We start from the raw sequence: 21,255 nt of genomic DNA, 5'->3' as shown, positions 1-21,255 counted from the left end.
CTCCATTATCTCTAGCCTTTTAAAAAACACGGCTCCTACGTCCATAGAAAATACGTTATTTGCGCGCCTGGTTATCCTATTTTCTTCGCTTGCGACGTGCCCGTGAAATATCTGCTTGCCGGTATTATTGCCCTCCCAAAAGGGCTCTATGCTCCACAGCACGTAGTCCTCGTCCTGCTCCTCTTCGCTTTTGCCGCCGTCAAAGGCTGCATGGACGAATATGCTTTTTTCAGAGCTTACTACGTGGGGCATATCGCTGATAAAATCCTTGAGCCACGAGAGCGCGAAACTGTTTAGATTTCGCTTGTAGATCGATCTTTTTGTTTTATCGCCGCCGTTTCTAAGCCAAATTTGATGATCTAGCGCGTCGCCGCCGAAATACCCTTCCATCATCATTTTTTCGTGATTTCCTAGCACGTGGATCAGCGCGTACCCGTTTCTAACTAGCTCGGCGTATCTTTTATACAGTCCGATCGTGTCCTCGCCGCGGTCGCAGCTGTCGCCTAGGATGATTATCAGATCTTTTTTGCTCAAATTTATCTTTTTAAGCATCAGGTTAAAAAGCCCGAGGGAACCGTGTAGATCGCCGAATACGAAAATCCGTGCGTAATCATCTTCGTTTATATGTTTTATCTTTATCATTTTTGGTTCTTGCGTTAAATTTGCGGAAAATTTTTGGGTTAAGTTTTATAAGATTATGGCAGATGGGAAGGGATTCGAACCCTCGAAAGCTTGCACTTTACACGCGTTCCAGGCGTGCTCCTTCAACCGCTCGGACACCCATCTATAAAGTCTGGATTATAGCTAAAATTTAATAAGCGCAAACTTATACTTAAATTTTACGTGCGGGGTTTGGATGAAATTTCGCTTAAAAACTTTAACGTTTCATTTTTTAAATTTTCAAAGTCTCCAGCATTTTCTATCGTAAAATTTGCAGCAGCGCGCTTTTGCTCTATGTCTATTTGTAGCTCCACGCGGTGCGTTGCAGCGGCGCGATCCAGCCCATTTCGCTTCATCACGCGCGAGATTAGCGTATCTTTTGGCGCATAAACGACGAGGACGCGCGAAAACTCTTTGTAGGCGTCCCGCCTTTCAAAAAATAGCGGAATATCTACGAAATACGTCCCGCCCGTGCTTTCTAGCTTTGCCGCACGAGATAAAATTTCAAGCCTAATCTTTGGATGCAAAATTCGCTCTAAAATTTTTAGCTTGCCCGCATCTTTAAACGCTAGCGCGCCGAGCTTTTTTCTATCTATTTTGCCGCCGCTTAAAACCTCGTCTCCAAACTCCTCCGCGACCTCGCTCGCGCATAAATTTAACTGTTCGTGGGCGATAGAGTCCGCGTCTATGATCTCAAATCCTCGCTCGCGCAGTATCTTGCAAACCGTGCTTTTACCGCTGCCGATGCTGCCCGTGATGACGACTGCGTGTTTAAATTGCGGCATTTTGCCTCCGATTTTTTACTCCGATTTTAGCAATTTTTGGCTAAAATTAATCAAATTTCAATAAAGGCCAAAAATGATAAGCTACAAAGACGCAGGCGTCGATATAGACGCGGGAAATGAGTTCGTAAACGCGATAAAACCGTTCGTCAAAGCGACGCAAACTCCGCACGTTTTAGGCGGTATCGGCTCGTTTAGCGGCGCGGTGAGGCTGCCTGCTGGCTACAAAAAGCCCGCGATCCTAGGTGCCACCGACGGCGTGGGTACGAAGCTGCGACTCGCGATCGACGCGCGCAAATTTGAGGGCGTCGGACAAGACCTCGTCGCCATGTGCGTAAACGACCTCATCTGCAACTTCGCCGAGCCATTGTTTTTCCTCGACTATTACGCGACGGCGAAGCTTGAGATTGCGGATGCTAAAGAGGTCGTAAAAAGTATCGCCGAGGGCTGCAAGCTCGCCCGCTGCGCACTAATCGGCGGCGAGACGGCAGAGATGCCCTCGATGTATGAAAAGGGCGACTTCGACCTTGCGGGCTTTGCCGTGGGTATCGCCGAAGAAGACGAGATCGACCGCAGCAAGTTCGTACGCGAAGGCGACGTGCTCATCGCGCTTCCTAGCAGCGGCTTGCACTCAAACGGCTTCTCGCTCGCACGCAAAGTGATCGCCGAGCTAGGGTTAAAATTTGACGACAAAGTGGACGGTCGCGCGCTCATCGACGTGCTTTTGGAGCCGACCAGGATTTACGTCGGCGACTTTTTAAATTTAAAAGACAAGATCCACGCGCTCGCACATATCACGGGCGGCGGCATCGTGGAAAATCTGCCGCGCGTCTTCCCTGAGGGGCTGGGTGCGAAGATCGAGCATGCCGCGATCCGTACGCCTGAAATTTTTAAAATCATCGCGCAAAAGGTAGAGCCGGCCGAGATGATGAGGACGTTTAATATGGGCATAGGCATGATCGTCGTAGCGCCGAAGCAAAACGCGGACTTCGTGCTCGCTAACACCGATGGCTACGTCATCGGCGAGGTCGTAAAAGGGCAGGGCGCACAGCTCGTATAAGCAGCAAAACAGGCTCGCCGCAATAAGCGCTCGGATTTAGCCGCTTGTTTTATTTACGGCAACGGCGGCTAAATTTAAAGATGCCGATTTTACAGTTACTTTAGGCAAACTCGAAACCATCCAAACGCTCGAAATCAAGCGGTAAATAAGGCGCAAAGCAAATTTAAGTATTTTGTCGCCTAAAAACCCATAAATTTATCGCGACTAGGGCTAAATTTAACTCTCGTTTGCTAAAGTTTTTCCGATTAGCCCCCAAAGTAGCCTTAGTCAAATAAACTCAAAATTGCTTGCTAAATTTGCGCGCTACGGTAAAATACCGAGCCAAAAGGCGCAAAAAGAAAAAACAAGTAAATTTTAAGACTAAAAAAGCGATAATCGCGCTTTAGCTTTATCTTAAAAGACCGCTTCAAAACGGCCCGAAAATCAAACTACGGCATAAAAGAAGCTAAATTTAAAACAAAACCAAGCGATAAACCGAAATTTAAGGAGAAAAAATGAAAAAATACCTATTCGCGCTTTGCGCTTTAGGCGCATTAGCCTGCGCGCAGGAGGAGTCCAACGGCGTAAGTATCGGCATCGGAGCAGCCGTCCAAAAAGACCTCTTTTATACCAAGGACCGCCTAAGCGCCGTACCTTTGCCCCAGATCGAGGCTTATTACGAGGGCTTTTACCTTAGAGGCTTAGAAGCAGGCTACGAGCATAATTTTAGCGAAAATCTATTTGCGGGCGCGTATGCGAGGTTTTTTGACGGCTGGCGCGTAAAGTCGAGCAAACTAAAACCTCAGTACCGCAGCGTTCGCGATAGAGAGTATCAAACGGTGCTCGGCGGCAAATTCGGGGCGAATTTCGGCGGTTTTCAGACCTTTGTTTACGCCCAGGCGGCGGACGGGGCGGTAGCTACGGGGCCGAGGCGTCGTATTTCTTGCCCATTACGCAGGGATTTTCGCTCATTCCGGCCGTTACTTACGACGTATTTTCGCGAAAGCTTAGCGATTATTACTTCGGCACGGACGTGAGCGAGCTAGGCGGCGCGGTGACCTCGGTTTATAATCCCGGCAGCTCCTACGCGCTAGGCGCCAGAGCCACGGCAACTTATGAATTTAACAACGGTTTTAGCTTGAGCGCGACGGCGGGCGCTAGGAGATTTTCGGACGAAGTAGCTCGTTCGCCTATCGTTCGCAGCAGATACGAGAGCGTGATTTATACGGGCGTTTCGTATAAATTTTAGGCGTCAAATTTAAGCGAGGAAATGAGCGAATTTATCAATTTTAAAAGCAAAATCGTAGAGCAAAAGGCAAAAGCCAGGCTAAAAAAGAGCGGCCTACTGCGCCGAGTCGGTAACCGCGACTACGTGAGCGAGGAGGCGGCTCTGGGCGTAACCAAAATGCAATTTTGCAGCGATAAATTTACGGACGGCGACCTTGCCGATCTGGGGCATTTTGCAAATCTAAAATCTCTGGAAATCAGCTCGCAAAACGTGCATGATCTTTCAAATTTGCCCGCTCTTAGCTCGCTTGAGGCGCTAGATCTAGACGTCCCGTGCGGTGATGCCGCGCCGCTAGCTAAATTTAAAAAGCTAAAAAAATTGCGGCTTTTTAGCGTTTTGATCACGGATTTTACGCCGCTTGCAAGCCTTAGCGAGTTTAGGATGCTCGAGTTTTATGACTGCAGGGTTAAGGACGTTTCGTTTTTGAGCGAGCTTAAAAAACTAAAATCGCTAAAGCTTTCAAACAACGATATTTCAGATGTTTCGCCGCTTGCGCGTCTCGTAAATTTAACCGAGCTTTGGCTGGATAGAAACTACGTCCAAGATCTCCGTCCGCTTGCGGCGCTAGCGAAGCTAAAAGAGCTAAATATCGAAGTAAATGCCGTCCAAGACCTAGCGCCCATCGGCGAACTTAGCGAGCTAGAGTGCCTGCGTGCGGACGATAACCGTATCGCGGACGTCTCGCCTTTGGCAAATCTAGCAAAGCTGTGCGTGCTATACCTTAGCCAAAACGCTCTTACGGACGTATCGGCGCTTAAATTTTGCAGTGCGCTAGAAAACATTCATCTTGACCTTAATCAAATTTTAGACATTACGCCGCTTTTAGCTTTGCTAAGGCTTAAATTTCTAACCGCCGATACGAGCGTAAATCACGCAGGCTTTGAAGCAAAATTTGACAAAAGCGAGGGGCTAATTTGCTTGGGCGACGTAGACGACGAGGCGAGTTACGCGCGATATTTTGCATTTAGCGCAAAAGAGGCCGAGTAAATTTAGCAAACGCAAATACGCGGCTCGGAAATTTTACCGACTCTAACCAAAACGCAAAATCCGAATAATCAAATAAATACTTAAATAAAAATATTAAAGCTAAAATTTAAAAACTAGCGGCTAAAATTGGCTTAAATTTAACCCCAAGGAGTAGCTATGAGTATAAATTTAGATAGACTTAAGGCGCTTTTTAGCGAGATAAACGCCGTAAACGACGCGAGCTTTGGCGCCGGGATGAGCCGCCTAGCCTACACGCGCGAGGATAAGGCCGCTAGGGAGCTATTTATCGCGCGCTGTAAAGAAGCAGGACTAAAAGTACGCATAGACGCGATCGGAAATATCTTTGCTAGGCGCGACGGCGCCGAGCCCGAGCTGCCGGCGGTAGCGTTTGGCTCGCATCTAGACACCGTGATAAACGGCGGCGAATTTGACGGGATTTTGGGCGTCCTGGGCGGACTAGAGCTGATTAGAACGCTAAACGACGAAGGCGTGCAAACGCGCAGATCGCTTGAGCTAGTCGTCTTTGAGTGCGAGGAGTCGAGTAGATTTAACATCGCGACGCTTGGTAGTAAGGTTATGTGCGGCAAGCTTGGTTATGAAAAGCTAAAAGACGTGCGCGACTTTCAGGAACGCGCTACCAGCGAGATCTTTGCTGAGTTTGGCATCGATCTAGCAAGCATCGAAAAAGCTAAAAATTTGACGCCTGGCTACGAGAGTTTTTTTGAGTTACACATCGAGCAGGGGCCGCTACTAGATAATGAAAACATCCAAATCGGCGTAGTAAGCGCCATCGCTGCGCCGCACAGATTTAGCGTGCGCGTACAGGGTCAGGCTCAGCACTCCGGTACGACCGCGATGAAGTACCGCCGCGACGCGCTTTGCGCAGCGGCGCAGATAGTGCTGGCAGTCGAGAACGTTGCGCGCGAAAACGCGGCAAACGGCGTTGTGGCGACCGCGGGCAACTGCACGGTAAAACCGGGCGTCATGAACGTCGTACCTGGCGAAACTACGCTACTAATCGACCTGCGCGGTATAGACCTGCGCACGCGCGAAGCGGCCTACGAGCAGATCTTAGGCGAAATCTCGCGCATTGAAACCCAGCGCGGCGTCAAATGCGAGATCAAGCAGCTAGCCTTCGACGAGCCGTGCGCGCTGGACGGCCGCCTCATCGATCTCATCGCCCAAAAAGCCGAGCAGCTCGGGCTTAGCTTTGAAATCATGCCAAGCGGCGCGGGGCACGACGCTATGCATATGAGCGCGCTCTGTCCTACGGCGATGATCTTCATCCCGTCTAAAGACGGCATCAGCCACAATCCGGCGGAATTTTCTAGCTGGAGCGATATCGCTAACGGCGTAAATTTGCTAAAAAGCGTAGTTTTAGAAACGGCAGGCAGAGCTTGAGCCTAAGGCTAAATTCGGCGGGCGGCGAAAATTAGGCAAAGTCGGCTTAAATTTGCTTTTTTGCATTTGGCGCAAAACGTCGCCTTAAGTTTCGGTTTAAATTTTGCTCGCTCCTTCGGCGACTCGTCGGCTAAATTTGGATTTTAGTTTTACGAATTTTGCGGATGATTTAGCCCTAAAACGGGCTAAATTTAAAACATAGTATAGTCATTTTCGCTCTTTGATATGTCTTATATGATATCCAGGCGCTTGATGATCTTGCCGTCCTTGAAGCAAAATATATCCATAGCCGAGCGGCGTCTGCGGTCATTCGCGTTTAGTTTGACGAGGCTGCGGTGAAGACTGCCGCCCGTGCCGATATATTTGATCTGTGCGCTGCTTTGCATTTGCGCGGGTTGCGCCGCATAGACGACCTGCGACAAACTCGCCGCTACGGCTAAAGAAAGATGTAAGCCTAGTAGCTATAGCCAAGCGCTTTATTTTAGGTTAAAGCATAAATAAAATTTAGCCGACCGACTCGGCCGACTAAATTTCATCGAGAAACTACAGCTCCGCGTTAGCCGCGGTTATGTCGTAGTTGTTTTGAAAGCCGCTATTGGTATTTACGACGCCTAGCAGCTTGATGTCGCCCTGGTCTAGCTTGCCGTTGCCATCGTCCTCGATCTTATAGACGTAGTTATAGGAGTACGAGTTGCCCTCTTGCTTGAGGTTTTTAGCGATGAGCAGAGCTTTTGCGCCTTTTTCAAACGACTCTTCAAATACCTTTTTAAGCGCGTCTAGCTCGCTATTTGCGCCGCCGCCTTGATTTGACGGCGTAAAGCTTAGCTCGGCTTTATAGATTTTACCGTCTTGCAGCGTCGCTTTTTGCCCGTTTGCGTTTAGGTTAAACTCGCCCGCGCTTAGCTGCTTGCCATCAAATACCTTTGAAAAATCAAGCTTATCGTCTACGCCAAATTTCTCCAGCTGCCAGTTTTTCTCGTCTTTATCTATAGTAAAGATATATTTGCCACCGTCTGCGCTCGCGGTTTTGCCGTCCTTTAGCGCCTCGCTTATTTTTAGCGTTTGGCTATGGGCAAATTTACCTTTTAGCTCGCCTAGCTGCGAGGCGGTTAAATTTATAGGCTTATCGTCGCTGCTACTAATGCTTACTATTTTGTCTTTGTTTGAGATCAAATTTGCCAAATTTTGCTTTATGTTTTCCGCCGTATCTAGCAAATTTAGCCCGCTGGCGCCTTTTGCCGCTTCGGTCGCAAACTGCGCCGCGCTAAGGCTTTTTGACGCGGCTGCTAGCACGATGTTATCCGCGCTAAGATTAAAGTCGCGGTGTGCGCTAACGGAGCCTATATATTTTACCTCATCCTTAGTTATCGCGTTATCGCCGTTATTTTCAACCTTATATATCTCAAAACCGCTGTAAGTTTTAGCTAGGATTATAGATTTTTCGTTGCCCGCGGCTTTGGTTAAAAACGCCTTGCCTTCGCCGAAAATCTTATCAAACCCGGACGCAAAGCCTGCCGACATACCGCTAACGTAGTAAATTTTGCCGTCTTGTAGCTGCGTTTGCGCGTCTGCGGCGACGTTTAGATCGCCGATAGACGTTACGTTAGAAGCTAACTTGGAGAAATCAAGCTTGTCGCCGTTAGATAAGGCGTTTATAACGACTCTAGACGCGTCTTGCTTAAAGGTAAAGGTCTCTTTGGCGTCGCTTGCGTAGACCGAGCCTGTTACGTTTGTTATTTTTAGATTATCGTCTGCGGCAAATTTAAAAGTTTCAAACGTATCTTTATCAAGCTCTAAAACGCCGTCTCCTTGCACGTCGATCTGTTTTTTGGCATTGCCGGCGCCAAAAGATAGCCCCGCAAAGGCCTTTAGCAGCTTTGAACCGTCCGCGTTTAGCTCTTGCGCGCTTTGCTTTAGCGTGATTTGCGTGCCGTATTTAGTATGCAAATTTAAGTCGTTAAGCTTAGCCAGCTCTTCTACGTCGCTTGCGCTAAGTTCTATGTTTTTATCGCTTAAATTTAGCGTTTCTATCTTTGAAACGTCCGCCGTCTTTAAAAATTTCATGATCTTTTTAAAGTCGTCTGCGATATCAAATTTGCCTTTTCCGGCGAGTTTGGCGGCAAATTTAGCGTATTCATCCACGCTTACTTCTAATGTTCTATTGATTTCAAAGCTATCCACCTTGTCGCTTAGCACAGCATCCTTATCGTTTGAGCTAACGCCCGTTAGTTTTATGTTATCGTTAGCGTCAAATTTATCCGCGCCTATTTTATTAAAATTCGTAGCCGAGATTTTTAGCTCCGCGCCGTCTGAGGTTTTTATGGATTTTATCTTTTCGCCGAAATAATTAAGCCTATTTTCTACCGCATTTTGTAAATTATTCGCGCTATCTTCGATCTCTAGGGCGCCGTCTGCGATCTTATAGCTTGATAGCTTGTCGCTAGATAAAAAGCCTTTGCCAAAAATTTCGTAAAAATCAGCCGCGCTTAGCTTTTGCGTTTTAGCTATCGCGCTGTCTTTTAGCTTGTCGCTAAACGCGCCTAAAGCCTTTAGGGATTCTTTGCTAAACGCGTCTTTATCCGTTAGCGTTACGGCCGAATTTGCGATTTTATCCGCAGCAGCCTCTTTGTTAAGCGACGTTAGCTCAGCCGCGCTTAAAACGGCCGATTTTACCGCGCCGTTAGCAAATTTAGCGGCATTTTGAGCTAACGTTTGTAGCTGAGCGTTTGTTAGCGCGCTATCTTTGCTAAGCTCTACCGCGCCGTCTGCGATCCTGTCTTTTAGCGCGCCGCTTAATATCTCCTTAGCTTTTTCAAAGCTTGCGACTAAAGATTTTATATCGCCGTTTTGCTTGAGCTCGAATTTAACTCCGCCCGTAGTTATGTTTGAGTACGCGTTAGGCAGGATTTTATCTCCTAGCTTGCCGGATAAAAACGACTCTTTGGTTATGTTTTTGGCTCCGTCTAAATTTAGCGAGCCTAGATACTGCGCGCCGTTTTCAAACGTAAAATCATCGCTTGATATCTTTGCGACGTTGCCTTTGTCGAAAAACTCGTAAGTCGTATCGCCGCTTTTTAGCGCGTCGCCTTTTTGCGAATTTGAGCTTAGGCTTTGTTCGTCGTAGCCCTTTACCGCGTCTTTGGATTGCGATTTTTTCGCAGACCTAAAGGTATAAACGTCGCCGTTAGCGAATTTAACGGCCTTTACGTTTAGCGCATCCGCGTCTAAAGGCTTGGTAGCTTGCGCGTCTTGGTAAAATTTGCCCTCTTTTTTATAGACGTTTTCCGTGCCGTCTAGCTTAAGAGCGGGCGCGTCGTCAAAGAGCTTGGTAAAGCCCTGCGCGTCGGTTGCCTTGATGGCGCCGTCGGCTAAAACGTTTTGCTTTAGCGTAAAGGCTCCGTCTTTTGCGGCCTTATCGATGCTAACGCCTTTAAATACGATCTTTAAATCATCCGAGTTGCTAAAGCCCGCGTTTTTGCCGTTAGCGTAGAGGATAGTGTCGTCGCCGTCTTTGATAAACTGCTTTGCGCCCGCTTGCAGTCCGTCCTCGTTTTTAGCCTGCGTAAGCGAGTCTGCGCCTCCTGCGAATTTAACCTTATCGCCGGGTTTTGCGCCCTCTATGACGACGGTGCCGGTATGCGAGTTAAAATGCGGAACGGCCTCTTTATTTGTAACGTAATAAGTCGTTTGTCCGTCTTTTACGAGCTTATAAACCATACCGCCCGCACCTTTATCTACTTTTTGCGCGCTGACGCCGTCGGTCGTGCCCTCTACCAGGCCAAACGGCCGCTCGAAAAAGCCGTTGTCGTTAAATTTAACGCCAGATCTAGGCTGGAGGCTGTGGCTGTAAGGAACGCCGTTTTCTTGATCTTTGGCGCTAAATTCGTGCCCGTCTTTGGTAAATGCGCCAAGTATCGCCGTGCCTTTTTCCGCCTCAAGACTGTCGCCCGTCGGGAAGTTTTTTACCGTATAAACGTCGGCTTTTAGCGTCTTTCCCTCGGTGGTTTTAACCGCACCGTTTTGAACCGATAAATTTATCTTTTGATTGGCGCTTAAATTTACGCCGTCGTTATCCGCGCTTCTTATGCTTACGAAGTATTTTTTGCCGCCGTGTTCTATCTTTGCCGAGTAGCCGATGACCTCGGACGATGAGGCGGATGCTAGCATCTGTTTTAGCGAGCCCTCTACGCCGTCGTTTGGAGTAGGCTGAGGTTGCGGCTTGGGGTCTGGAGTCGGGGTCGGTTTGGGACCTGGCTGAGGTTTTGGATCCGGTGCAGGAGCCGGCTTAGGATCTGGCGTAAGGGCGGGTTTTGGAGCGAGTTCTTTTGAGATTTCATCCTCCGTTTTGCCGGTTACGCCGGAGATGATTTTTACCTTAGAGTTGGCATCTAGCGCAGCGTCTAACTTTGCCTCGTCTACGGTCAAATTTAAGCTTTTAGCGCCCGCTAGCACGGCGCTTTTGATGTCGGTCGCGTTTGAGTGGGGCGTAATGGTTTTATTTATCTGGATAAAAGCTTTTAATTGCTCCTTTATATCGCCGCCGTTTGGAACGTCTTTAATGAGGTCGGCTACGACGTTTGAGGCGATTATCTTGTTTATCAAGAGATTATGCGCATTTTTCGTAGCTTCGTCGGCGGCATTTGAGTGAACGGGGTCGCAAGCGGCCTTTAGCATATCGGCCGCGACCTTTCCTCTATCTTCGCCGTCGTTTAGCTTTTTCGTCCAGCCGGCTTTGCCCTCTTTGTCTAGATTAGCTCCGCCTTTGCCAAATACGTTAGCGTATATATGCTCGACGAAATTTGCGTTTTCGTTTACGCTATCGCCGAAAAACTCTTTTGCCGCTACGGTGTCTAGCATCGTGTTTGCGATGGTAGAAACGCTTAAATTTTGCGTATTTGCAGCACCCAGCCAAGCCTTACTGCCCGCGCCTTCGCTCGATCTGCCAAAGAGTCCGACGTAAAGCGCAGAAATTTGCGTTTGAGTTATATTCATAACGATCTCCTAGATTTAGATTAAAAATATAGGAAATTGTAACAAATCTAACTGAAATCAATTCTTAAAATTACAGCAAAAATATATAAAATAGCAATTACATTAAATTTTTAAGTTTTCTAAAATAAATTCGGCTCTCTTACATAGTTTTTCTGTTCGTATTCCTTGCCCGCATCGTGGTCTTTTAGGAGTTTAACCACGACGGGACTTAGCGCGATGATGGCGATTAAATTCGGCAGTACCATAAGGCCGTTAAACATATCCGCTAGCTCCCAGACGAAATTTATCTTAAGCAAACTGCCCAAAAATATAAACCCGACGACTAAAATTTGCAAGACGCGCACGAATTTAGCGCCGAAAAGATAGCGAACGTTTATCTCGGCAAAATAATACCAACCAAGTATCGTCGTAAACGCAAAGAAAAATAAGCAAACCGCCACAAAGCTATATCCGCCCGTATGCCCCAAAACATGCGAGGAAAAGGCCTCCTGAACGAGCGCGATACCCGTTAGCACGGCTTTGCCGTTTTCAAAACGTATCACGTCCGCGCTTAGCACTACAAAAACGGTGATATTTAGCACGATAAAGGTATCTACAAACACGCTCATTATGCCGAGTACCGCCTGATCTACCGGATGTTTGACGTTGGCCGCGGCATGCGCGTGAGGGGTCGAGCCCATACCCGCTTCGTTTGAAAACAGCCCGCGCGCGATACCGTATCTCATCGCCGTAGCTATCGTGGCTCCGGTCGCGCCGCCCCAGGCCGCTGATGGATTAAACGCCGCTTCAAATATGAGCGCGACGACGCTCGGGATTTTTTCGATATTAAACCCGATGATGACTAACCCGACCGCGACGTAGAGGATCGCCATTAGCGGCACGATCTTTTCTGCTACGCGCGCGATGGCCTTGACGCCGCCGATAAAAATCATGGCACAAATCGCCGCTAAAAACAGCCCGCTAGCCCAGTTTGGGATACCAAACGCCCCCTTAAAGCCGTCTGAGATGGAGTTAGCCTGCACCATATTTCCCATAAATCCCAGCGCTAAAATGATCGCTAGCGCAAAAAATGCCGCCAGGGCTTTGGCGTAGCGGCTCTTTAGCCCGCGACTGATATAAAACGCAGGCCCGCCGATCACGTGGCCGCTATCGTCTTTGGCGCGGTAAATTTGCGCGAGGCAGATCTCGGCAAAATTCGTCGCCATGCCCAAAAATGCCGCGCACCACATCCAAAATATCGCGCCCGGACCGCCCATTATAAGCGCGGTTGTGGCACCCACGAGGTTGCCCGTGCCTACCTGCGCCGCGACGGCCGTAGCGACTGCTTGAAACGAGCTCATGCCAGATTTTCCCGCTGCCTCGCCGTGTAGCGAAAAATTGCCGAACAGCCCGTAAAGCCCCGCTTTAAATTTAAAAATCTGCACGAAACGAAGCCTAATCGTGAAGTAAAGCCCCGTACCGCAAAGCAGGGCGATGAGAAAATACGGCCCCCAAAGGAATGAATTTACGGAGCTTACGAGATCGGTGAGCATGGATTTTGCCTTTAAATATTTAAAATTTTTCAAGTATATTTAAAAAAAAATAAAATTAGAATAAATAAGAAAAATTTTTTAGCTTGGCTTAAAATTTCACGCTAATTTTTGGCTTAATTGCGGCAAGCACGTTCTTACTAGCTAGGTTTTACGGCAGATTTTTTGCGCTCTAAGGCGTTTTTGATTGATAATTTCTAAATTTATCCCGCGATGACGGCTTAGCAGGGCTAAAAATTTTAAATTTTATACGCGTTTTTGGGCGGCTTTTTACGAGCGATTTACCGTTTTTATTGCACGGACGTAGCACGGCAAAACGTATTTGGCTCTTGGTTTTGCTAAAATTTATCAAAAGCTTTTAAAAGGCTTTGGCGCTAAATCGCTTGGCCGTCTTTGTTAAATTTGCCCGCCTTTTGCTTGATTAGGTTAAATTTACCGCTTTGCGCCGATTTTTATAAAATTAGGCAAGCCAGCAATGCCTCCGGACTATCTGAGGGCTTGCTTGCAGGTTTAAATTTAACGGCAAATTTTACTTCTACCGCACGAATTTAACGCTACCTTATAGGCTTAAACCGCGTAAAATCTACGCCGAACGCATTAAAAACCGCACGCGAATAAAAACAAATCATCATCGTAAAAGCCTTATTCCCGAAGCTCCCACCATTAATCCACCTAGAGGCGCACTCTCTATCTTTAAATTTGCGATGTATGCTAAATTTTGCTCGTTTCTCTGTATTTCTTTTTAAAATTTACTCTTATGCCTGCCGTAAATAAATTTGACGGAGTAAAGCCTAAATTTAGCCTTTTGATTTGATTTTTGCTAGCCACTCATCCAGCGTTTTTTCAAATCCGATGCCGTTGCTCTCGTAAAATTTAAGCGGCTTTTCGAGGTATTTTTGCTCTACCCAGCCGCCAAAATCGTGCGGATACAGATAATCCTTGGCCTCGGGTGCGGTGTTGATGAGATATGGCGGGATGGCTAGCGGCGGCTCGTTTTTTACATAGGCTAACGCCGCATTTATGGCCTTGTAGCTGGAGTTTGACTTTGGCGAATGAGCCAGATACATCGCGCACTGAGCGAGGATTATACGAGCTTCTGGAAAGCCGATCTTGCTAACGGCAGCTAGCGCGTTAGCGGCTAAATTTAGCGCGTTAGGATTGGCGTTACCGATGTCCTCGCTAGCAAATATCGCCATCCTTCGCGCGATAAAATCAGCGCTCTCGCCCGCATCTATAAGCCGCGCTAGATAGTATATGACGGCGTTTTCGTCGCTACCGCGCAGGCTTTTTATAAAGGCACTTGCCAGTCCGTAATGCACGTCATCCTCGCTAACTCCTTCGCTAACGGCGTTAGCTCTTAGCGTTTTTAAATTCTCTAACGTTACCTCTTCGCCTAGACTCACGGCAAACTCAAGCAAATTTAAGAGTCCTCGCGCATCTCCTCCGCTACTTTTTATAAGATAGGCCTTAGCTTCGTCCGAGATGTCAAATTTGACCTCGCCGCGCACGCGCTCAAGCAATTTTTCAAAATCCTCGCTCGCAAGCGGTTTAAACTCAAAGAGCATCGAGCGGCTGCGGATGCCCGAGCTTAGCGTGAAATAGGGATTTTCCGTGCTGGCTCCGATGATGGCGGCGCGGTAGTTTTCCATCGGGATTAACAGGGCTTCTTGCTGCGTTTTGCTGAGGCGGTGGATCTCGTCGATGAAAAATAGCGGCTTAGAAAGCGCGTTTTCGTGGTTTTTTAGGATTTTGCGAAACTCCTCGATCTTGAGATTTCCGCCGTCAAATTCGTAAAAATCATACTCCATCGACCGCGCGACGACGCGAGCAAAACTCGTCTTGCCGCAGCCTGCGGGTCCGTAAAATATGCTGTGCGGGATTTTTTTGTTTTCGATAAATTTTTTAAAAACACCCACCAGCTCGCGCTGTCCGCAGATCTCGTCTAAACTCGTCGGACGAAATTTCAAGGCGAAATTTTGCAAATTTGCTCCTTTTAAATTTTAAGACATTATAGTCAAATTTAAATTAAGAAGCGGATTTGCGGGAGCGGGCGGGTTAAATTTAGCTCCGCGCCTGTGCTGCTTTGTCTCGCTACGACTTAAATTTACTTTTTTGGGTCTTTTAAACTAGACAAATACCGCGCCTACGCCGATTTTAGCGCCAAAAAAGAGCGCAAAGCCGAAAAACTTAAATTTATTTTTAAATATTCGTTTTAAAAAAGAGGCTATAATACCCGTCTATTTCAAACAAGGAGACATAATGAAAAAGTCATTATTAGTAGTTGCCGCTCTTGGCATAATGGGCGTTAGCGCGTCTGCAGCGGAGCTTTCGCCTGCATGCGAGGAGTATTTTAAACTAGTTGACGAGTTCGTCGAAAAAACAAAAGACAATCCGCAAATGGCGGCTATGAAATCGACTTACGAAGATCAAAAAAATCAATTCGCCGCGCTACCTAAAGACGCCCAAGAAGCAGCTTGCAAACCTGCTATCGATCAAATGAAGCAAGTTATCGCAACTCTACCTAAATGATTTTTTCCCTCCTTTTGGAGGGATATCTCTTTAAAAACTTACGATTTTTTATCTAATTTTTACCGTGCTAAATTCGCCCTTTTAGGTTTCGTAGCGGATGAGGCAAATTTAACCGATATTTTTACTCGTTTTTCAAAGCCGGCTTACCGAGCGGCATTTAAATTAGCTCCGTTTAAGCCCAAAACATAAATTTAAGGCTGAAATTTAGCCGATTTGGCGCGGGTTAGTCGCGAATAATCTTCGCCTTTGCCGTTATGCTCGCGATTTTTAGCTCGTAGATATTCATTGCCTTTAGCCCGTGAGCCGCGGCAACGTCAAAGGTTCGCATATACTTTGGCGTGTATTTTTCGCTAAGCAGGCGTAGCGCGCGCAGTCTCGCCGCCTCGTCCGTCACGATATAAGCTTTAGTCTCTGCGATAGCGGATTTATATTCTGTCGTGAAAACTTTGGCGCCAAGCGCCTTGCCGTCGTCTTTTATCGCATCTAGCTGCTCGTCCGTCAAAACCGGCACCCGCGCGTAGCTCACGCAAACTAGCGTCACGTTTCTGCCGTCATTTAACAGCTTTGCCTTAGAGCCTGCAGGCGCGCCGTGCAAAAATACGCCCCCTCCCTCGCGCACGACCGAGATCGGCACGCTAAAAATTTCGCCCTCGTCCGTAATACAAGAAATCGTGCCGTATTCGCACGCATCGATGATCTCAAGGCCTTCTTGCGCGGTTAGTTCTCTATCTTTTCGTCTCATTTTTCGCCTTTAAATTTTTAGAGATTATAAAATTTTAACCCTAAAAAAGAGTATAATCAGGCAAAATTTAAAGGACGGCGATGAGAAAAATATTAATATTTTGCGCTCTTAGCGCGCTGGCTTTAGGCGCTCAAAACGCATGCGAAGAGTACGTAAAGCAAAGCAAAATTTATCTAAACGAGCTTTATGAAATGAAAGCTAAACAACTAGAAAACGATCCGCAAGCCTTTAGGCTGTTTGAGCTTAAATTTAGCGAGCTGCAAAAGGCGCAAGCCGGACAAGAGGCTTTAATCAAGCAAAACGGCGACGAAAAATTTTGCGAGCGCGAATCGGCTCGGATAAAAAGCGCGCTAGAAGAGATAAAATCGCAAAAGTAGGGCGAGTTTATGCCCTCTAGGCTTTAAACGGCAAGAAATTTGCTCGTTTGCCTAAATGTCTGGCCTAGTCGAATAAAACGGCAGCTAGCAAAAACGTAAAATTCAGTGTGCCGTAGCCTGCTGATTAGATAAAATTTATCTACCGCTAACGCCGCTAAAATAGCCACGGCTAACAAAGCCCGAGCTAAATTTACGTCTAGTTTAGCTATGATTAACTTTACTCGCTTGCTTAGCTAGAGTTAAATTTTGCCGTCTTAAATTTCGGCTCAGGCGTTTTAAAACTACGTTTTGCGTCGCGGCGTTTTTGATACTTTTACTGCAAATGCGGCTAAGCTAAATTATGCCGATGCGCCTTTGCGGTAAATTTAGGGTTGCGTCTCACAGCGCCCGCGGCCTGTTTTTGACGGGAATTACTCGTGCGACCTTTGCGCAAAAGGGCTTGTGCGTCTATTTAGCGCCCTCTAGCCGCGATTTTTCTTTTTCCAGATATTTATCGATATATCTTTGCATCTGCTTGTCCGAGTCTCTTTGGGCGATTTTTTTCATCTGCAAAAACTCGCTGCTAAAGCCTGGAATTTTTAGCTTATATATAGCCTCTACCAGCCCAAACTGAGTAAATCCGTCGGCTCGCCAGATATCTTTATCCGCAGCGACGTCTGCGATGTCGCTTTTTCTTTTCATGATTTGTAGGATAAAGATAAAATCCATGCGGTTGCTTCTATATTTTTCCTGAAAAATAAGCCCTTTAAAAAACAGCGCGAGCTTTCGGGATTTTCTTAGCTTCTCTTCTTTATCCAGTAGCGCGCCGAGCGCTCCGCACAGCGCGCTGTTGCAAACTTCAAACCAATACATCTCGTAGTTTTTATACGCATCGTTTATGACGCGAAGATTTTTCAAAGAAAAATCAAACGCCTCCGTTACGACCGCGATCAGTCTATCCTCGTAATCATCGGATTCGCAGACGAGATTTCGCACCAGGCTTTCGTATTCGTGCATTTTATTAAATTTCTGCCTTAGCGCCATTGCTTTCCTTTTTTATTAATCGCTTTTAGTAAAAAGCCAAATCGCCGTCGCGCGTTACGAAAGAAGACTTGCTTATTAGCGTCTCAAAGCTGGGCTCTATCTGCGCGATGCTGCTATCATCTAAATAATATCTCCAGATAGACATATCCCTTAAATCAAAAAATAACTCCACCCCGTCGCTAAGTCCGCCGAAGGTAAAAGTTTTATCAGGGTCTATAACCGAGGATGAAATTTCGCTCGCTACGAACTGATACAGCTTGTGCGTTTTATCTATATCTTCAAAGAGCCTTGAGATGCTATAAAAATTTAAATCCTTCGTTTTTTGGGCTCCAAATTCATTTACGCGGTAATCGTAAATAATATAGCTCTCAAAGCTGCCTAATATCTCTTTGTAAGCCTTTGGAAGCGCTACGCCGTTTTCGGTCTCAAATAGAGCCAATAAGTCAAATTTATTCGTAATTTTATCCTTAGGTTTTATTTTTAAATCTACTTTTACTCTATTTTTGTATTTGATTTTAAACAATCCTCTAATAATCCGAATTTATTACCTTCTAAAAGAATTCCGTCCAGATCTTCGATCATTAGTATAATAATATTTAAATCAGAATCAAACAGATAAATATCTCGCAAGTTGCCGTCCTTTGCATCTATCAATACGTTTACCCACTCGTCTCTCTTGCAAATTTCGGGTTTGGTTTTATCGAAATCTAAACCGATCCATGTTTTAGATAAAAATATTTTTGATCTTTTTAACAAATTTAAATCAACCCATTTTCTGTCTTTTATCGATAACCAAATAGGATGATTAGGGTTTGGCTCGGTACCGAATTTATAAGAAAAATAGTAGCGTAAATAATCTATTAAAGGTCGCCATAGTATTTTTTCGGCTAATAAATCAAATTTGTCCATAGTCTAGTCTTTCGTAACGGCTTACTCTGCAAATTTAATCAAATTTAACGTCGCTCGCCGTTAAGTATTGGCGTGTCTAAGCCGCGCTTAGCTTGGCGCCCTTTAATAATCCAAAAACATCGACGCTTCCGCATCGCCGTGTTTGATTATTTCAAAGCTCGGAAAAGACATTTGCAGTCCTCTGCCGTGCTCTTCATCTTTGGAAACGTCGAAATTTAAACCAAAAATAAACTCTTTTTGCGTTTCGTCCGTTAGGATATTTAGGCCGACGAGCCGCAAATCGACGTCGCCGTTAAATTCGTCTTTTATTCTTTTTACGGCGAGCGGATACCATGTTGTCGATAGGTTTATGAGCCCGGCTACTTTATTCTTTAGTTCTTGCGTCAAAGGGCGCGCCCCTTCCTCTAGCGGTAGCGATAGATCCGCCAAAATCGGCTTGTCGCTTTGAGGTATGTAAAACTCAAACATACAAAGCTCGTTTAAAGCGATATCCTCGGGTTTCAAATTTATCTCCTAAAATTAACATTTATTTAACTAAGCAACATTTGGATTAAATTTAAAAACATCGGTCAAATCGCCGAATTTGGCTCCTTATATTTGATGCTAAATTTAATTTTGCCGTGAGCAAACCGCGTAAATTTAATGCCGCTTTGGCTTCTAAAATTCAAGCGATTTATCGCTATCTGGTTTTAACTTATTCATCTCATCAAAAAGTCGTTTAAGGTATGTTGTATTTGGCTGCTCGTGCTTACTCGCAAATTCCGCGATCTTTTCAGGCGTGAAGCCGAAGTATTCGAACAATGCGCCCGCCTTGCCGCTCTCGCCGAAGCTCTTCATCGAGTAGATTTCATCGGCGAATTTATACCACTCCAGCGCGCTTGCGGCTTCAACGGCGATGATTTTGGTTTGCGGATCTAAAATTTTATCCACGTACTCGCGCGGCTGCTCGCAAAGCAGGTCAAAGCACGGCGCGGAGACGACGTTTGCGCCGATACCGCGAGCGGATAAAATTTCAGCCGCTTTGACGCAGAGCTCCACTTCGCTACCGCTAGCTATTAGCGTGATTTTGGCGTTTTGCGCGCGTTTTAACAGATATGCGCCATTTTCTACGCCGCCAAATTCGCCTTTTTCAAGCGGAGCTAGGCCTTGGCGGCTTAGCACGAAGGCGCTTGGAGCGCGTAAATTTAACGCCGCTTTCCAACAAAGCGCGTTTTCGTTGCCGTCGGCCGGGCGGAAGGTGTAAAAATTCGGCATCGCGCGAAGCGTGCTAAGCTGCTCGATAGGCTGATGCGTCGGGCCGTCCTCGCCCACGCCGATGCTGTCGTGCGTAAAGATAAAAAAGTGCCTAACGCTCATCAGCGAAGCGATGCGCGCGGCTGGCTTGAGGTAGTCGCTAAATATAAAAAACGTCGCGCTAAACGGCAGAAAAAGCCCGTATCTAGCTACCGCGTTATTTATCGCGGCCATAGCGTGCTCGCGGATGCCGTAGTGGATGTTGCGTCCGTTAGGGAAGTCGCCCATGCCTTTTAGCTCGGTTTTGTTTGACGGCGCCAGATCCGCGCTACCGCCGATAAAGCCAGGCAGAGAGCGCGCGATCTCGTTCATGATGATGCCGTTGCTATCGCGCGTGGCTAGCTTTTTGCCGCTAAAATCGGGGAAATTTATCTTGCTAAAATCAGGATTTAGTAGCGAATTTAGCAGATTTTTACTCTCATCGCTTAAATTTTGCACTTTTTGATTCCACTGAGCTTCGGCTAGGTCGCCCTTTTCTAAGGCGGCACGGAAGCGAATCAGCACGTCCTCGTCAATAGCAAATTTACGCTCAGGATCAAAGCCAGCCGCGATTTTAGCGGCCTTTATGATCTCCTCGCCAAGCGGCGCGCCGTGGCTGTGGTGGCTGCCCTCTAACTCGCCAGCACCCTTTGCGATGCGAGTGTTTGCGATGATGAGATACGGGCGCTCCTTCTCGGCGGCTTGCTCGAGCGCAAACTCGATCTGATCGTAGTCATGGCCGTCGATACGCGCTACGTCCCAGCCCTGAGCCTCAAACCTCGCCTTCACGTCCTCGCTCCAAGCGATACTCGTATCGCCCTCGATCGTGATGTTGTTTGAGTCGTAGATCAGCACGAGGTTGTCTAGGTGCAGGTTGCCCGCGACCGCACAGGCTTCGTAACTGATGCCCTCCTGCAAGTCTCCGTCGCCGCAAAGGCAGTAAATCTTATGATCGATGACGGCGTTTTCAGGTTCATTTAGCAGATTAGCCGCATATTTTGCCGCCATAGCAAAGCCCACCGCGTTTGCTACGCCTTGGCCTAGCGGCCCCGTCGCGACCTCGACGCCTTTAGTGTGGATCTCTGGGTGACCCGGGGTTTTGGAGCCCAGCTGGCGGAAGTTTTTTAGATCCTCGAGGCTAAGATCGTAGCCGCTAAGATGCAAAAAGCTATACACGAGCGAGCTTGCGTGACCGCCGCTAAATACGAGCCTGTCGCGGTTTAGCCAGTTTGGATTTTTAGGATTGTGATTTAGAAACTTAGCTAGCACGACCATGACGTCGGCTAGCCCCATCGGCGCGCCCGGATGCCCGCTGTTTGCCTGCTGCACCATATCCGCGCATAAAAACCTTATCGTATCCGCCATCTTTTTTAGCATTTTTTCTCCTTAGTTTTTATGCGATTATACGAAAATTCGGCTTAAATTTTACGCTTTTAACGCCGCCGTAAATTTTAAAAACTCGGCGAAATTTTCCTTTTCTCTTTTTAATTATTTAGCAACGTCTAGTTTGCCGGTGCCGGCGTTTTTATTTACCTCGTTTTGGACGTCTGAGGCTTTGAGGAGCTCAAATTTATATGGAGGCTCAAATGGAGGTTTGTCTAGCTTTTCGCAAACGCTGCCTTTTTTTGAAAGGTCTATGTTGCCGCTTTCAAAAATGGTGCCTTTGTTACACTTGTAGCTTATCTTGACGCCATTTGTAAAGTAGTTGTTTTGAGCGTATATTAG

General features: G+C 46.8%; 17 protein-coding genes, 1 tRNA gene and 2 pseudogenes. 6 read left to right on the top strand and 14 right to left on the bottom strand.

The annotated features are described in order from the left end of the window. From RYL88_RS04770 to coaE, 3 genes are all read right to left on the bottom strand, one after another. Nucleotides 1-642 (bottom strand): metallophosphoesterase (locus RYL88_RS04770; protein WP_314989395.1); only part of this gene is annotated, 642 nt, incomplete at its 3' end. A gap of 56 nt (nucleotides 643-698) precedes the next feature. Continuing rightward, nucleotides 699-786 (bottom strand) — tRNA-Ser (locus RYL88_RS04765). 53 nt (nucleotides 787-839) lie between these two features. Next, nucleotides 840-1,445 (bottom strand): dephospho-CoA kinase, encoded by a 606-nt coding sequence (coaE, locus tag RYL88_RS04760; RefSeq protein WP_314989393.1) that lies wholly within the window; start codon nucleotides 1,443-1,445, stop codon nucleotides 840-842. Nucleotides 1,446-1,518: 73 nt separating this feature from the next. On the opposite strand from coaE, the gene purM reads away from it, so the two are divergent. From purM to RYL88_RS04740, 4 genes and pseudogenes are all read left to right on the top strand, one after another. Beyond that, nucleotides 1,519-2,502 (top strand): phosphoribosylformylglycinamidine cyclo-ligase, encoded by a 984-nt coding sequence (purM, locus tag RYL88_RS04755; protein ID WP_314989391.1) that lies wholly within the window; start codon nucleotides 1,519-1,521, stop codon nucleotides 2,500-2,502. 494 nt (nucleotides 2,503-2,996) lie between these two features. Then, nucleotides 2,997-3,730 (top strand): annotated as a pseudogene (locus RYL88_RS04750) (MipA/OmpV family protein). A 21-nt stretch (nucleotides 3,731-3,751) separates the two neighbouring features. Continuing rightward, the gene (locus tag RYL88_RS04745; protein WP_314989389.1) at nucleotides 3,752-4,756 is read left to right on the top strand and encodes a leucine-rich repeat domain-containing protein; all 1,005 of its coding nucleotides are present in this window, start codon (nucleotides 3,752-3,754) and stop codon (nucleotides 4,754-4,756) included. 156 nt (nucleotides 4,757-4,912) lie between these two features. After that, nucleotides 4,913-6,157, top strand: a complete 1,245-nt coding sequence (locus tag RYL88_RS04740; protein ID WP_314989387.1) for a M20 family metallo-hydrolase — start codon at nucleotides 4,913-4,915, stop codon at nucleotides 6,155-6,157. A gap of 230 nt (nucleotides 6,158-6,387) precedes the next feature. Here the strand turns inward: RYL88_RS04740 and RYL88_RS04735 are convergent, their stop codons facing one another. The 4 genes from RYL88_RS04735 to RYL88_RS04720 all read right to left on the bottom strand — a co-directional run bounded on the left by RYL88_RS04735 (nucleotide 6,388) and on the right by RYL88_RS04720 (nucleotide 14,660). Continuing rightward, nucleotides 6,388-6,543, bottom strand: a complete 156-nt coding sequence (locus RYL88_RS04735) for a hypothetical protein (RefSeq protein WP_314989385.1) — start codon at nucleotides 6,541-6,543, stop codon at nucleotides 6,388-6,390. Nucleotides 6,544-6,700: 157 nt separating this feature from the next. After that, nucleotides 6,701-11,149: a hypothetical protein gene (locus RYL88_RS04730; protein WP_314989383.1), complete on the bottom strand. Its 4,449-nt coding sequence runs from the start codon at nucleotides 11,147-11,149 to the stop codon at nucleotides 6,701-6,703. Nucleotides 11,150-11,268: 119 nt separating this feature from the next. Then, complete coding sequence (locus RYL88_RS04725) at nucleotides 11,269-12,681, bottom strand: sodium:alanine symporter family protein (protein ID WP_314989381.1); 1,413 nt, start codon at nucleotides 12,679-12,681, stop codon at nucleotides 11,269-11,271. 794 nt (nucleotides 12,682-13,475) lie between these two features. Further along, on the bottom strand, nucleotides 13,476-14,660 hold the full coding sequence (locus RYL88_RS04720; RefSeq protein ID WP_314989379.1) for a replication-associated recombination protein A: 1,185 nt from the start codon (nucleotides 14,658-14,660) through the stop codon (nucleotides 13,476-13,478). A gap of 277 nt (nucleotides 14,661-14,937) precedes the next feature. Between RYL88_RS04720 and RYL88_RS04715 the strand changes: the two genes are divergently transcribed. Continuing rightward, nucleotides 14,938-15,207: a DUF5339 domain-containing protein gene (locus RYL88_RS04715; protein ID WP_295141234.1), complete on the top strand. Its 270-nt coding sequence runs from the start codon at nucleotides 14,938-14,940 to the stop codon at nucleotides 15,205-15,207. A 223-nt stretch (nucleotides 15,208-15,430) separates the two neighbouring features. Here the strand turns inward: RYL88_RS04715 and RYL88_RS04710 are convergent, their stop codons facing one another. Further along, nucleotides 15,431-15,949, bottom strand: coding sequence for a pyridoxamine 5'-phosphate oxidase family protein (locus tag RYL88_RS04710; protein WP_314989377.1), 519 nt, complete (start codon nucleotides 15,947-15,949; stop codon nucleotides 15,431-15,433). An 80-nt stretch (nucleotides 15,950-16,029) separates the two neighbouring features. On the opposite strand from RYL88_RS04710, the gene RYL88_RS04705 reads away from it, so the two are divergent. Continuing rightward, a complete protein-coding gene (locus RYL88_RS04705; protein ID WP_314989375.1) occupies nucleotides 16,030-16,326 on the top strand; it encodes a hypothetical protein in 297 nt (98 codons plus the stop codon). Nucleotides 16,327-16,773: 447 nt separating this feature from the next. Here RYL88_RS04705 and RYL88_RS04700 read toward each other — a convergent pair whose 3' ends face one another. From RYL88_RS04700 to RYL88_RS04675, 6 genes and pseudogenes are all read right to left on the bottom strand, one after another. Further along, complete coding sequence (locus RYL88_RS04700) at nucleotides 16,774-17,349, bottom strand: hypothetical protein (RefSeq protein ID WP_314989373.1); 576 nt, start codon at nucleotides 17,347-17,349, stop codon at nucleotides 16,774-16,776. Nucleotides 17,350-17,374: 25 nt separating this feature from the next. Then, nucleotides 17,375-17,788 (bottom strand): SMI1/KNR4 family protein, encoded by a 414-nt coding sequence (locus RYL88_RS04695; RefSeq protein ID WP_314989371.1) that lies wholly within the window; start codon nucleotides 17,786-17,788, stop codon nucleotides 17,375-17,377. Nucleotides 17,789-17,841: 53 nt separating this feature from the next. Next, nucleotides 17,842-18,258 carry a hypothetical protein gene (locus RYL88_RS04690; protein ID WP_314989369.1) on the bottom strand — a complete coding sequence of 139 codons (417 nt, stop codon included), beginning with the start codon at nucleotides 18,256-18,258 and terminating at the stop codon, nucleotides 17,842-17,844. A gap of 102 nt (nucleotides 18,259-18,360) precedes the next feature. Continuing rightward, nucleotides 18,361-18,762, bottom strand: coding sequence for a hypothetical protein (locus tag RYL88_RS04685; RefSeq protein ID WP_314989368.1), 402 nt, complete (start codon nucleotides 18,760-18,762; stop codon nucleotides 18,361-18,363). A gap of 153 nt (nucleotides 18,763-18,915) precedes the next feature. After that, on the bottom strand, nucleotides 18,916-20,907 hold the full coding sequence (tkt, locus tag RYL88_RS04680; protein WP_314989366.1) for a transketolase: 1,992 nt from the start codon (nucleotides 20,905-20,907) through the stop codon (nucleotides 18,916-18,918). Nucleotides 20,908-21,018: 111 nt separating this feature from the next. Next, nucleotides 21,019-21,255 (bottom strand): annotated as a pseudogene (locus RYL88_RS04675) (hypothetical protein); the annotation flags it as partial.

Source organism: uncultured Campylobacter sp., from assembly GCF_963517995.1.
GTDB lineage: Bacteria > Campylobacterota > Campylobacteria > Campylobacterales > Campylobacteraceae > Campylobacter_A.
The sequence above is the reverse complement of the archived record's forward strand: the minus strand, read 5'-3'. Positions and strand labels throughout refer to the sequence as shown.